This window comes from Burkholderia sp. Ac-20379 (assembly GCF_017104645.1).
Lineage (GTDB): Bacteria > Pseudomonadota > Gammaproteobacteria > Burkholderiales > Burkholderiaceae > Burkholderia.
This window is the reverse complement of sequence record NZ_JAAGPF010000221.1, coordinates 1-12142: the sequence shown is the minus strand read 5'-3', so window position 1 is coordinate 12142 and position 12142 is coordinate 1. Positions and strand designations below refer to the sequence as shown.

Here is a 12142-nt window from a genome sequence, read left to right as displayed (position 1 = left end):
CGCGTCCGGGCCGTCGGCCGGCGCGCAAGCGGCGCCCGCCAACCCGGCCCAGGCCGCGCGGCAGGCCGTCAACAAGGCGATCCGCAAGGAGAGCGTCGAGGTCTATCGCGATGCCGTCGACGCGCGCGTCGAGAGCGCGCTGGTCACGCCCGCGCCGTTCGTCGAACGGCTCGTGCATTTCTGGGCCAACCATTTCGCGGTGTCGGTCGACAAGGGCCAGGTGGCCGGGCTGGCCGGCGCGTTCGAGCTGGAGGCGATCCGCCCGCACGTGCTGGGCCGCTTCGAGGACATGCTGGTGGCGGCCGAACAGCACCCGGCCATGCAACTGTTCCTCGACCAGACGCGCTCGGTCGGCCCCGACAGCCGCGCCGCGCTGCGCGCCGAGGCGCGCGACCCGGCCCGCAAGCGCGGCCTCAACGAGAACCTCGCGCGCGAGATCATGGAGCTGCACACGCTCGGCGCGCGCAGCGGCTATACGCAGGCCGACGTGACGGAATTCGCGCGTGCGCTGACCGGCTGGAGCGTGGCCGGCTATCGCGGCCCGCAGCCGAACGACGCGCCGCCCGGCGCGTTCGTGTTCCGCCCCGCGCTGCACGAGCCGGGCGTACGCACCGTTCTGGGGCGCCGCTACGATCAGGATGGCGAAGCACAGGCGCGCGCCGTGCTGCAGGATCTCGCCCGCGCGCCGGCCACCGGCCGCCATCTCGCGCTCCAACTGGCGCGCCATTTCGTGGCCGACGATCCGCCGCCGGCGCTGACCGAGCGCATCGCGCGCGCCTTCGAGCAGAGCGGCGGCGATCTGCCCACCGTCTATCGCGCGCTGATCGATTCGCCCGAGGCGTGGTCGAGCGCCAACGCCAAGTTCAAGACGCCGTGGGACTGGACGGTTTCGTCGCTGCGCGGGCTCGGCTGGACCACGCTCGGCAACCTGAAGGCCGCACCGTTGCTGACGCAACTGGGTCAACCGGTCTGGCGGCCCGGCTCGCCGGCCGGCTACGACGACATCGCCGCGAGCTGGGCCGCGCCCGACGCGCTGGTGCGGCGCGTCGAGGTCGCGCAGCGGCTCGCGGCGCGCACCGGCGACCGTGTCGACCCGCGCGCGCTAGGCGCCACCCTGTTCGCCGGCACGCTCGGCGACGCCACCTCCACCGCGGTATCGCGCGCCGAAAGCACCACCACCGCGCTCGCGCTGCTGCTCGTGTCGCCCGATTTCCAGCGGAGATAAGCATGTCCAGTTCACGCCGCCGATTCCTCGCCACCCTCGCCGCCAGCGCCGGCGCCCTGCTGGTCGCGCCGCGGATTGCATTTGCCAGCGTGGCCACCGAGCGCCGCTTCGTGTTCGTGATCCAGCGCGGCGCGGCCGACGGGCTCACGATCCTGTCGCCGTACGCCGATCCCGATTACGCGCGGCTGCGCGGCGAGCTGGCGGTCGATCCGTCGAAATCGACGCATCTGAACGGCACGTTCGCGCTGCACCCGTCGCTCGCGCAAACCGCGCGCATGTATCAGGACGGCCAGGCGCTGTTCGTCCACGCGATCGCTTCGCCCTATCGCGACCGCTCGCATTTCGACGGCCAGAACGTGCTGGAGACGGGCGGCCTCGCGCCGTATCAGGTCAAGGACGGCTGGCTCAACCGCCTCGTGGCGATGCTGCCGGCCACGCGCGAGAACGCCATCGCGCTCGCGCCCACCGTGCCGGCCGCGCTGCGCGGCGCGGCGCGCGTCACGTCGTACGCGCCATCGGGCCTGCCCGGTGCGCCCGACGATCTGCTCGCGCGTGTGTCGGCGCTCTACGAACGCGACGCGCAACTCGGGCCGCTGTGGGCCTCGGCGATGGAAGCGCGCGGCCTGGCCCACGACGCCGGCGCGCGGCAGGATCCGGCCAGCGTCGGCAAGCTTGCCGCGAGCTTCCTCGCGCGCGACGACGGCCCGCGCATCGCGATGATCGAAACGGGTGGCTGGGATACGCACAGCGCGCAGAACCCGCGGCTGACGAACGTGCTGAAGGGGCTGGACGCGATGCTGGCCTCGCTGCGCGACGGCCTCGGGCCGGTCTGGAACGACACCACCGTGGTGGTCGCCACCGAGTTCGGCCGCACCGCCGCCGCCAACGGCACGGGCGGCACCGATCACGGCCAGGGCTCGGTCGCGATGCTGCTCGGCGGCGCCGTGCGCGGCGGGCGCGTGATCGCCGACTGGCCCGGCCTGCGCAACGCCGACCTTTACGAAGGTCGCGACCTGAAACCCACCGCCTCGCTCGACGCGCTGATCGCGGGCGCGGCGGCCGAAACGCTGCGGCTCGATCCGCAACGCACCGGCGCGGCGCTGTTCGACCGCGCCGCGTCGCGGCAACCGATGACGGGCCTCGTGCGCACCTGACGCGCGACCCGCCGCCGAGCCGGCCGGAACGCCGGCATTTTCACCACGACATCGATAACAGTCCTTGGGAGGACAGAACATGAACAACCGATCGACATCGCGCGCCGCCCTGGCCGCCTGCGCCTGCGCGGCGCTGCTCTCCGCCTGTGTGGTCGCTCCGGCGCGGCCGCCGCGCCCCGCCCCGGTCGTCGAGGTGGTGCCCGCCGCGCCCGCGCCCGGCTATCACTGGGTGAAGGGCCATTACCGCTGGGAAGCGAACCACTGGGCATGGATTCCGGGGCACTGGGTGGCGGCTTACTGACACGGCGTTTCCCGGTGATGCGGCCGGCCCCGTCGCGACATGACGGCGGCCGGCCGCGCTACCGATCTTCCGGCGCGATCGCCTGAATCGGCGCGCTGAAGCGCGCATGCGCGGCCGGATCGACCGGCCGATGCTTGACCGTGGCGCTGGCCGGATCGTTGCCGAGAAAGTTGCCGCCCTTCCAGTCGCGCGACGGGCGCACCGGCCGCTTTTCGAATCCGCCGCCACAATTCGGACAGACGTTGTGCAGCACGCGATCGACGCACGACACGCAGAACGTGCATTCGTAGCTGCAGATGCGGGCGTCGCGCGAATCGGGCGCGAGCGCGACGTTGCAGTGCTCGCAACTGGGGCGGATTTCAAGCATGGCGGATGGCCTCGATCGAACAGAACGATGCCATCCTAACGAATCGCCCCATCCCCCAAAAGCACGAAACCTGACCGGCATGGAAAAAAATCTGCCACCATGCCGGCATCGTCATCTCGGCTCGTCACCGCTCATGCAGAACGCACCGGCTCCGAATCGCGCGGGCTTGTCGCGCATCTTCCTCGTGCTGCCGCCGCGCGTGCATATCCTCGATCTGGCCGGCCCGTTGCAGGTGTTCGGCACGCTGCCCGAGCTCGGCATCGCGCCGGTCGAGGTGCGCTGCGTCGGGCCGCAGAGCGAGTTGAAAAGCTATCAGGGCTTGGCGCTGGCCGCGGTCCAGCCGCTGCCGGTGCGCCTGCGGCGCGGCGATCTGATCGTCGTGATCGGCGCGAAGTTCGCGTTCGACGCTGCGCCCACCCCCGCGCAGCGGCAGATCGTCGACTGGCTGCGCAACGAGGTCGCGCCGCGGCTCGGCGACATCGGGCTGGCCAGCGTCTGCACCGGCGCGTTCCTGCTGGGCGCGGCCGGGCTGCTCGACCACCGGCCCTGCACCACCCATCACCACCACCTCGACCGCCTCCAGCAGCGCCATCCCCGCGCGCGCGTGCTGCCGAACCGGATGCTCGTCGATGCGGGCGACGTTTGCACGTCGGCGGGCGTGTCGGCCGGCATCGACCTCGCGCTGCATCTGATCGCGCGGCACTTCGGCGCCGCCGCGGCCGTGCGCGTGGCGCGCGAGAACGTCGTGCCGTTCCGCAGGATGCGCCGCGATCCCGAGCTCGATCCGCCGCTGCGCCACCGCGATCACGGCAACGCGCTGGTGCACGCCGTGCAGGATTTCCTGAGCGACCGCCCCGATTGCACGCTGTCCTACGACGAACTGGCCGCCCGCTTCGCCGTCAGCTATCGCCATCTCGCGCGCATCTTTCTTCAGGAGTGCGGCATGACGCTCAAGCAATATCAGCAGCAACTGCGGCTCTCGCTCGCGCGCAGCCTGCTCAAGGGCGGCGACGCGCCGGTCGAGCGCATCGCCGAGCTGTGCGGCTTCGGCAGCGTGCAGGCGTTCCGCAGCGCGTGGCGGCAGGAGGAAACGCTGCCGCCGTCGCAATGGCGGGCCAGCGCCGCGCGCGCGCCGGACGCGCCGCCGATGCAGTAGCGCAGGCCGGCCGGTAGAATCGTCCGGCCCGGCGCAGGGCGGCGGAGCCTCGGGCTCGAACGGATGCCGCCGCGCCTTTCATGCGGCTTTCCCGGAGATGCCCATGCCTCGCGTCCGCCATACCGTCTGCGCCCTCGCCCTTGCACTTCCTTTATCCGGCCTCGCCCACGCCGACGTCGTCGATGCCTGGAACACGATCGCCACACCCGCGCCGCCCGCGCTGCACCCGGTGACGATCGCCGATCCCGCCCACACCGCGTTGCTGCTGCTCGACTTCGACGTCGGCACCTGCAACCTGAACGAGCGCCCCGATTGCGTGGCCTCGCTGCCGGCCGTCGCCGGCCTGTTGACCGAGGCGCGCGCGGCGAAGCTGATGACGGTCTACAGCCTCACCAGCACCGGTTCGCTCGCCGGCGTGCCGCCCGCGATCGCGGCCAGGGGCGACGAGACGGTCGTGCGCTCGGGCGTCGACAAGTTCCTGAACACCGATCTCGAAGCCGCGCTGAAGGCCCGCGGCATTCAGACCGTGATCGTCACCGGCACGGTGGCGCACGGCGCGGTGCTGTACACGGCGAGCGAGGCCGCGTTGCGCGGTTTCAAGGTGATCGTGCCCACCGACGGCATGTCGAGCAAGGAATCGTTCGGCGAGTTGTCGGCCGCCTGGGTGCTCGCCAATGCGCCGGCCGGCGTCGGCAGGAACGTCACGCTGACGCGGGCGGGAATGATCGGGTTTCCGAAGCAATGAGCGCCGCCGCCCTACTCGGGTTTACACCGCCTGCCGCCCGCGCCGCTTTTCTGCCATAAAGCTGCCGGCCAGCCCGTGAATTCCGGAGCGAACGTCGTCCGGACGCGCTGGCAGCGAGACGACAGAAAGGAAAGAATCATGCGGCGGATGCCTTCGCTGATAGCGTTGCGTTTTTTCGAGGAGACCGCACATCACCTGAGCTTCAACCGCGCCGCGGCGTCGCTGTGCGTGACCCAGGGCGCCGTGAGCCGGCAGATCCGCCTGCTCGAGGACAGCGTGGGCGCGCAGTTGTTCGAGCGCGATCACAAGGGCGTCAAGCTGAGCGCGGCCGGCTTGCTGCTGTTGCCGTTCATCGAACAGGCGTTCGACACCATCGAACGCGGCCTCCTGGAGATCACCGCCGTGCAGCCGGGCCGCAAGCGCCGGCTGACCGTCTCGCTGCCGCCGACGTTCGCCACCCAGTGGTTCTCGCCGCGCCTCGGTACGTTGTCCGAAGCGCTGCCCGAAGTCGATCTGTCGATCCGCACCGAACCCACCGACGATTGCCACTGCCATATCCGCTTCGGCCGCGCCCCGCGCGCCGACATGCAATCGGAACGCCTGATGCTGGAACGCCATACGCTGGTGGGCGCGCCGCGCTACGCGGGCACGCCGCTCGATGCGCTGTTCGGCAAGGTGCCGTCGCTGCACGTGCTGCACGAAGGCCGCCGCCTGACGCTGTGGGCGGACTGGTGCGCGCAGGCCGGCGTGCCGCTCGCGCGCACCGGCGACGGCATCGAGTTCTCGACGCTCGAACAGGCGATCCACGCCGCGCGCAAGGGCGCGGGGCTGGCAGTGGTCGATCTCGGCATGATCGAGGAGGAACTGGCCGAAGGCAGCCTCGTGCCGCTCTCGCCGGTGGAGGCGACCGGGCCGTTCGGCTATTGGCTCGACATCGCGCCGGCCAAGCTCGGCGACGAGCTGGTGGTGGCGTTCGTGGCGTGGCTGCGCGCGCAGGCGGCGCTGCATTCCTGAGCGCGAGCGCGCGCACGCACGAAACCCGCGCGGCGGATCACGATCCGCCACGCGGGTTTTTTCATTCAAGCCGATACGGAAACCTGAATGTTTCCGCCGCGCCCGCTCAGTGGCCGCCCGACGCCTCGTCGAGCGTCAGGTGCTTGGTTTCGGGCGCCCACGCGATCGACACGATCATCCCCACCAGCAGCACGCCGGCCAGCGCGAACATCGTCACGTGGAAGCCGAGCGTGGCGATGCCCACCGGCAGCAGGAACGTGCCGATCGCCGAGCCGAGCCGGCTGCACGCGATCGCCAGGCCCACGCCGCAGGCGCGCACCTCGGTCGGGAAGCACTCCGGCGGGAACACGCCCACCAGGTTGCTGAACGCCGACATGGTCAGCGTGAACACGCCGAACGCCACGATCATCCACAACGCCGCCGAATGCGGCAGCACGGCCAGCGCCACCAGCGACGCGCAACACACGGCGAACGAGCCGATCAGGAAGCCGCGCCGCGACATGCGGATCGTCAGCCAGATGCCGATCACCGCACCGAGCACGAGGAAGCCGTTCAGCAGCAGATCCGCGCCGAAGCCTTCGGACAGGCCGATCGTCTTCAGGATGGTCGGCAGGAACGTGTAGATCGCGAAGTACGGAATCACGAGGCAGACGAAGAACGCGCAGTTGAACACGGTGCGGCGGATCATGTCCGGGCGGAACAGCCGCGCATAGCCCTGGCTGGCGTGCGGCGCGTCGCTGCCGTCGAGCACCACGTGGGCGCCGAAATGCTTCGCGACGATCGCGCGCGCCTCGGCGGCGCGGCCCTTGCCGAGCAGCCAGCGCGGCGATTCGGGCGTGCCGAGCCGTGCGATCAGGACCACGAACGCCGGCAGCGCGGCCGAGGCCAGCAGCCAGCGCCAGGCGCCGGGCGAGGCTTCGCCGTAGTACAGGCCAAGCACGTTGGCCACCACGTAGCCCACCGTCCAGATCACGCTGAACGAGCCGAGCAGCGCGCCGCGATGCTTGCGCGGCGAGAATTCGGCGAGGATCGCGTGGCCCACCGTGAAGTCGCCGCCCATGCCGATGCCGATCACGATGCGCAGCAGCGCGAGTTCGGCCGGCGAGGTCACGAAGAATTGCGCGGCCGACGCCAGCACGATGATCACGAAGCTGGTCAGGAAGATCTTCTGGCGGCCCATGCGGTCGGACAGCCAGCCGAAGATCAGGCTGCCCAGGAAGATGCCGATCAGCGCCGAGCTGCCGATCACGCCCATCCAGAACGCGTCGAGCGGCATCTGCTTGCCGAGCGCCGCGAGCGCGTAGCCGATCGTGCCGAGCGTGTAGCCCTCGGTGAAATGCGCGCCGAACGTGAGCCCGGCGATCTTGACGTGGAAGCCGTTGAGCGGCACGTCGTCGAGCCGCACTTCCCGCTGCGGCGTGACGGCGGCGCGCGCCAGCGGCGCCGCGCCGGGCACCGCGCCCGTTTGCACATTGACTTGATTCAAGCTGCCTCCGACATTGTTGTGGTTGTGTGCTGCCCGCCCCGCCCGCGCGATGCGCAACGGGCGGCCGCGCCCCGAGGCACGGCCGCCCGCCGGCGGTTCATCGGCCGAGTCCGGCCATCATCAGATACTTCAGTTCGACGTACTCGTCGAGGCCGTACTTCGAGCCCTCGCGGCCGAGGCCCGATTGCTTGACGCCGCCGAACGGCGCCACCTCGGTCGAGATGATCCCGTCGTTGATGCCGACCATGCCGCTTTCGAGCGCGGCCGACACGCGCCAGGCGCGGCCCAGGTCGCGCGTGTAGAAATACGCGGACAACCCGAACGGCGTGTCGTTGGCCGCGGCGATCGCTTCGTCCTCCGTGGCGAACCGGAAGCAGGCGGCCACCGGGCCGAAGGTTTCCTCCTCGGCGATCAGCGCGTCGGCAGCCACGTCGGCCAGCACCGTGGGCTCGTAGAACGTGCCGCCGAGCGCGTGGCGCCGGCCGCCCGTCAGCACCCGCGCGCCGTGGCCGGTGGCGTCGGCCACATGGCGCTCGACCTTGCCGAGCGCGGCCGCGTTGATCAGCGGGCCCTGATCGACCTCGCCCGCCAGCGCGTTGCCCACCCGCAGCTTGCGCACGGCGTCGGCCAGCTTCGCGGTGAACGCGTCGTACACGCCGTCCTGCACCAGGAAGCGGTTCACGCACACGCAGGTCTGCCCGGTGTTGCGGAATTTCGAGGCCATCGCGCCTTCCACGGCGGCATCGAGATCGGCGTCGTCGAACACGATGAACGGCGCGTTGCCGCCCAGCTCCAGCGACAGCTTCTTGAGCGTCTCGGCCGATTGTTGCGCGAGCAACTTGCCGACCCGCGTCGAGCCGGTGAACGACAGCTTGCGCACCACCGGCGAGGCCGTCAGCGCGCCGCCGATCGCCACCGCGTCGCCCGACACCACGTTGAACACGCCGGCCGGAATCCCGGCGCGCTCGGCCAGCACCGCCAGCGCGAACGCCGACAGCGGGGTTTCCTCGGACGGCTTCAGCACCATCGTGCAGCCCGCCGCCAGCGCCGGGCCGGCCTTGCGCGTGATCATCGCGAGCGGGAAATTCCACGGCGTGATGGCCGCCACCACGCCCACCGGCTCCTTGGTCACGACGATCTGCGAGTTCGGCTTCGGGCTCGGGATCACGTCGCCGTACATGCGCTTCGCTTCCTCGGCGAACCACTCGAAGAAGCTGGCCGCGTAGCCCACCTCGCCCTTCGCCTCGGCGAGCGGCTTGCCCTGCTCGCGCGTCAGCAGCTCGGCCAGCGCATCGCGGTGTTCGAGCATCAGCTCGCCCCAGCGCTTGACGCGCGCGCCGCGTTCCTTCGCCGTCAGCGCGCGCCAGGCCGGCCACGCGCGTTCGGCGGCGGCGATCGCCTGCCGCGTTTCCGGCTCGCCGCCGCGCGCGACCTGCGCGATCGTTTCGCCCGTCGCCGGGTTCAGCACCGCGTAGGTCGCCTCGCCCGGCGCCGCTTCATGCCATTCGCCACCGATGTAATGGCCGCGCTTCAGAAATTCGCTCATCGTTCAGATTCCTAATGAAGGGAGGGCGCGCGCCTCAGGCGGCTTCCGGCACCGGCGGGAAATCGCCGGCGAATTCGCCCTGCGCCGGACGCGATTCGCGTGCGATGCGGCGGCCCGCCGTGTAATCGTTGATCAGATCGCACGGCGTGTAGTTGCGTTCGAGCTCGAACAGCTCGTCGGCGTCGAGCCTGGTGTCGAGCGCGGCCAGCGCGCTGTCGAACTGCGCCACCGAATCGGCGCCCACCAGCATGCTCGACACGCCGGGGCGGCTCAGCACCCAGGCCTGCGCGATCTGCGCCGGCGCCACGCCGCGGCGGCGCGCCACCGCGGCCACCGATTGCGCCACGGCCAGCGAGGCCGGATCGCCGTACATCTGCGCCGTGAAGAAATCGGTCTGGTTGCGCGTGGATTGCGCGTCGCAGGTCAGCAGGCCGCGCGCGAGCGGGCTGAACACCGACACGCCCACGCCCTGATCCTGGCAATACGGCACCATCTCGCGCTCTTCCTCGCGGTAGGCGAGGTTCAGTTGCAGCTGCATGTTGATCGGCTTGTTCCAGCCGTTGCGCTCGCAGGCCTGCATGATCTTCGCGAACTGCCACGTATACATGGTCGACACGCCGATATAGCGCGCCTTGCCCGCGCGCACGATGTCGTGCATCGCACTCATGGTTTCCTCGACGGGCGTGTTCACGTCGAAGAAATGCAGCATGTAGATGTCGACGTAATCCATGTCGAGGCGCTTCAGCGAGCCGTCGATGCCGTCGAAGATGTGCTTGCGCGAATGGCCGCCCGCGTTCGGGTAGGCGCCCATGTCGTAGCCCACCTTGGTGGTCACGACGATTTCCTCGCGGCGCGCCGTGCGCTTCAGGATCCGGCCCACCACTTCCTCGCCCACGCCGGTCGAGTAGAAATCGGCCAGATCGATGAAGTTCACGCCGGCGTCGAGCGCGCGGCGCACGATCGGCTCGCTCTGCGCCTCATCGAAAATCCACGGCTTCCATTGCGGCGTGCCCATGTTCATCGTGCCGAGGCACAGGCGGGAGACCTTCAGGCCGGACTGGCCGAGGCGGACGTATTCCATGTTTCCTCCAGGGGCGGCCCGGTACGGCCGCGTGCTGTCTGTTTGTCTTGATCTTGATACGGGGTGCGTACGAACCGGCAGGCGCTCAGCCCTGCTTCGGCGTATAGAACGGGTTCGACACGGCGCGCGCGGCGGCGAACACCGTGTCGCGGTTCGGCAGGCCCTCCATCGCCGCGACGATCGCGTTGCGGCACGCGCGGTAGTTGTTCTCGAACACGGCGTCGAGATCGTCGGTTTGCGGGTTCACCCAGTTCGCCGTCACCACCACCCAGTCGTTTTCGGCTTCGGGCGGCAGCGTGCCCTGCTCCAGCGCCTCGGCCACGGCCTTGGCGATGCCGGCCTGCGACGCGCCCCAGGTGGCGTTGCCGTGGAAATCGCCGGCGATCTGCGCCTTGTTCACATAGAGCGTGAGCGGCTTGGTCGGCACGCCCGGCTGCGCGATCACGACGAACGGCGCGTGGCCGGCCGACGGCGTGGCCAGCGCGGTCGAGAACGCCTGGCCGGCCGGGCCTTCGCGCGGGCCGATCAGCACGTTGATGTGCGCCAGGTTCACGCCGGGGCCTTCGAAGCCTTCGCCGATATAGAGCGATTTGCGGGAGGGTGCGGTCATTGCGGTGTCTCGTCGGTCAGGATTGGGTGCGGCGATTATCGGCAGCGCCCTCGCCGCGCATGAAGCGATGTTTCCTGATCGGCGGCTATGAGCCAGCGTCATATCCGGGGGACTACCGATGGCCTGGCGGCGACGGCCGCGGCAGCGCGCCCGCCAGCCCGCTTCGGGTATAGTCCGGCTACATCAAACCCGCGCCGCACCGGCGGCTCACACGACCATGCGCACGATTGTCAGGCTTTGGAAAGCCAACAAGGGATTCATCGCCTTTCTGCTGTTGATGGTGGTTTTCCGCAGCGCGGTGGCCGACTGGAACGTGGTGCCGAGCGGCTCGATGCTGCCGACCATCCGGATCGGCGATCGCATCCTGGTCGACAAGCTGGCCTACGACGTGCGCGTGCCGTTCACGCATATCCGCCTCGCGCATCTGCACGATCCGCAGCGCGGCGACATCGTCACGATCGATTCGGCGGCCGCGCACGAGCTGCTCGTCAAGCGCCTGATCGGCCTGCCCGGCGACACCATCGCGATGCGCGACAACGTGCTGATCGTCAACGGCAAGCCCGCCAGCTACCGTCCGGTGGGCGCGAACCTGCTGCGCAGCGACGCCAGTTCGCCCGGCGAATATCTGGCCGAGCAGATCGGCGGCCCCGCGCACACGGTGCGGCTCTCGCCCGACGCGCCGAGCCCGCGCGATTCGTTCGCGCCGATCGTCGTGCCGCCCGGCGAATACCTGATGCTCGGCGACAATCGCGACAACAGCGCCGATTCGCGCTACTTCGGCTTCTTCCCGCGCGACGAGATCATGGGCCGCGCGCGCCGCGTGGCGTTCTCGCTCGATCCTTCGCGCGACTATCTGCCCCGCTTCGACCGCTTCGGCCGCAAGCTCGATGCGCCGCTGGGCTGAATCGCCCGTCTGAATCGCAACCCGGCGCGCGCGGGCCGGATCGCCGCGCCGCCGTTCTTTCCGCCTCCCGTTCATGCGACTTCCGATACGTTCCGCCGCCGCTGCCGCCGCGCTGCTCGCGGCCAGCCTCTCGCTGTTCCTGCCCGCCGCCGCGCGGGCCGACGATGACGACACCGCGCCCGCGCGCCACTGGCACGATCGGATCGCCAACGCCAAGGACGCCCCCTGCCGCTCGAACGCGGCATGCGCGGCGGCCGGCGTGGTGGCGCTCTCGAAGGGCCGCTTCGCCGAAGCGGACAAGCTCGCCGATACCGAACTGATGCTGGCCGTGGCCGATTTCATGATGGCCGACACGCCCGCGCGCCGCGACACCGGCGTGGCGCGCATCGCGATGGCCTTCGTGCATCGCGGCGACATCGACGCGCAACAGCAGCGCTTCGTCGCCGCGCGCGCCTGGTATCGCATCGCGCTCGATCAGCGCTGGCGCCGCCGAGGCGCGGAGCGGGGGAGCACAAGCGTGAAATCCACACACCATAGAGAAATGCGTATGTGC

The 12142-nt window shown here is 70.1% G+C and carries 13 protein-coding genes; 8 read left to right on the top strand and 5 right to left on the bottom strand.

Annotated features, from left to right (window positions below; genetic code table 11):
* From G3N92_RS23360 to G3N92_RS23350, 3 genes are all read left to right on the top strand, one after another.
* On the top strand, positions 1–1225 hold a 1225-nt coding region (locus tag G3N92_RS23360; RefSeq protein WP_206129952.1), incomplete at its 5' end, for a DUF1800 domain-containing protein.
* Positions 1226–1227: 2 nt separating this feature from the next.
* Positions 1228–2379, top strand: a complete 1152-nt coding sequence (locus G3N92_RS23355; protein WP_206129951.1) for a DUF1501 domain-containing protein — start codon at positions 1228–1230, stop codon at positions 2377–2379.
* A gap of 79 nt (positions 2380–2458) precedes the next feature.
* Positions 2459–2680 carry a YXWGXW repeat-containing protein gene (locus G3N92_RS23350; protein ID WP_206129950.1) on the top strand — a complete coding sequence of 74 codons (222 nt, stop codon included), beginning with the start codon at positions 2459–2461 and terminating at the stop codon, positions 2678–2680.
* 58 nt (positions 2681–2738) lie between these two features.
* Here the strand turns inward: G3N92_RS23350 and G3N92_RS23345 are convergent, their stop codons facing one another.
* A complete protein-coding gene (locus G3N92_RS23345) occupies positions 2739–3047 on the bottom strand; it encodes a DUF1272 domain-containing protein (RefSeq protein WP_206129949.1) in 309 nt (102 codons plus the stop codon).
* Positions 3048–3180: 133 nt separating this feature from the next.
* Here G3N92_RS23345 and G3N92_RS23340 point away from each other — a divergent pair, with 133 nt between their 5' ends.
* The 3 genes from G3N92_RS23340 to G3N92_RS23330 all read left to right on the top strand — a co-directional run bounded on the left by G3N92_RS23340 (position 3181) and on the right by G3N92_RS23330 (position 5962).
* Positions 3181–4203: an AraC family transcriptional regulator gene (locus G3N92_RS23340; protein ID WP_241014977.1), complete on the top strand. Its 1023-nt coding sequence runs from the start codon at positions 3181–3183 to the stop codon at positions 4201–4203.
* Positions 4204–4306: 103 nt separating this feature from the next.
* Positions 4307–4948 carry an isochorismatase family protein gene (locus tag G3N92_RS23335; RefSeq protein WP_206129948.1) on the top strand — a complete coding sequence of 214 codons (642 nt, stop codon included), beginning with the start codon at positions 4307–4309 and terminating at the stop codon, positions 4946–4948.
* A gap of 138 nt (positions 4949–5086) precedes the next feature.
* A complete protein-coding gene (locus G3N92_RS23330; protein ID WP_206129947.1) occupies positions 5087–5962 on the top strand; it encodes a LysR substrate-binding domain-containing protein in 876 nt (291 codons plus the stop codon).
* 106 nt (positions 5963–6068) lie between these two features.
* Here G3N92_RS23330 and G3N92_RS23325 read toward each other — a convergent pair whose 3' ends face one another.
* The 4 genes from G3N92_RS23325 to fae form a co-directional block, all read right to left on the bottom strand.
* The gene (locus G3N92_RS23325; protein ID WP_339385800.1) at positions 6069–7418 is read right to left on the bottom strand and encodes an MFS transporter; all 1350 of its coding nucleotides are present in this window, start codon (positions 7416–7418) and stop codon (positions 6069–6071) included.
* Between the two features lie 127 nt (positions 7419–7545).
* Entirely contained in the window at positions 7546–8994 is a 1449-nt protein-coding gene (locus G3N92_RS23320) for an NAD-dependent succinate-semialdehyde dehydrogenase (RefSeq protein WP_206129945.1), read from the bottom strand.
* Between the two features lie 34 nt (positions 8995–9028).
* A complete protein-coding gene (locus tag G3N92_RS23315; protein ID WP_206129944.1) occupies positions 9029–10075 on the bottom strand; it encodes an aldo/keto reductase in 1047 nt (348 codons plus the stop codon).
* An 85-nt stretch (positions 10076–10160) separates the two neighbouring features.
* Positions 10161–10685: a formaldehyde-activating enzyme gene (fae, locus tag G3N92_RS23310; RefSeq protein WP_206129943.1), complete on the bottom strand. Its 525-nt coding sequence runs from the start codon at positions 10683–10685 to the stop codon at positions 10161–10163.
* Between the two features lie 217 nt (positions 10686–10902).
* Here fae and lepB point away from each other — a divergent pair, with 217 nt between their 5' ends.
* Positions 10903–11589: a signal peptidase I gene (lepB, locus tag G3N92_RS23305; protein ID WP_206129942.1), complete on the top strand. Its 687-nt coding sequence runs from the start codon at positions 10903–10905 to the stop codon at positions 11587–11589.
* Between the two features lie 73 nt (positions 11590–11662).
* On the top strand, positions 11663–12142 hold a 480-nt coding region (locus G3N92_RS23300; RefSeq protein WP_206129941.1), incomplete at its 3' end, for a hypothetical protein.

What these genes read in the sequence shown, in the direction of transcription:
- fae (WP_206129943.1), bottom strand. Translation starts at nt 10,685, where the DNA reads ATGACCGCACCCTCCCGCAAATCGCTCTATATCGGCGAAGGCTTCGAA.
- G3N92_RS23335 (WP_206129948.1), top strand. Translation starts at nt 4,307, where the DNA reads ATGCCTCGCGTCCGCCATACCGTCTGCGCCCTCGCCCTTGCACTTCCT.
- G3N92_RS23320 (WP_206129945.1), bottom strand. Translation starts at nt 8,994, where the DNA reads ATGAGCGAATTTCTGAAGCGCGGCCATTACATCGGTGGCGAATGGCAT.
- G3N92_RS23340 (WP_241014977.1), top strand. Translation starts at nt 3,181, where the DNA reads ATGCAGAACGCACCGGCTCCGAATCGCGCGGGCTTGTCGCGCATCTTC.
- G3N92_RS23350 (WP_206129950.1), top strand. Translation starts at nt 2,459, where the DNA reads ATGAACAACCGATCGACATCGCGCGCCGCCCTGGCCGCCTGCGCCTGC.
- lepB (WP_206129942.1), top strand. Translation starts at nt 10,903, where the DNA reads ATGCGCACGATTGTCAGGCTTTGGAAAGCCAACAAGGGATTCATCGCC.
- G3N92_RS23355 (WP_206129951.1), top strand. Translation starts at nt 1,228, where the DNA reads ATGTCCAGTTCACGCCGCCGATTCCTCGCCACCCTCGCCGCCAGCGCC.
- G3N92_RS23330 (WP_206129947.1), top strand. Translation starts at nt 5,087, where the DNA reads ATGCGGCGGATGCCTTCGCTGATAGCGTTGCGTTTTTTCGAGGAGACC.
- G3N92_RS23345 (WP_206129949.1), bottom strand. Translation starts at nt 3,047, where the DNA reads ATGCTTGAAATCCGCCCCAGTTGCGAGCACTGCAACGTCGCGCTCGCG.
- G3N92_RS23315 (WP_206129944.1), bottom strand. Translation starts at nt 10,075, where the DNA reads ATGGAATACGTCCGCCTCGGCCAGTCCGGCCTGAAGGTCTCCCGCCTG.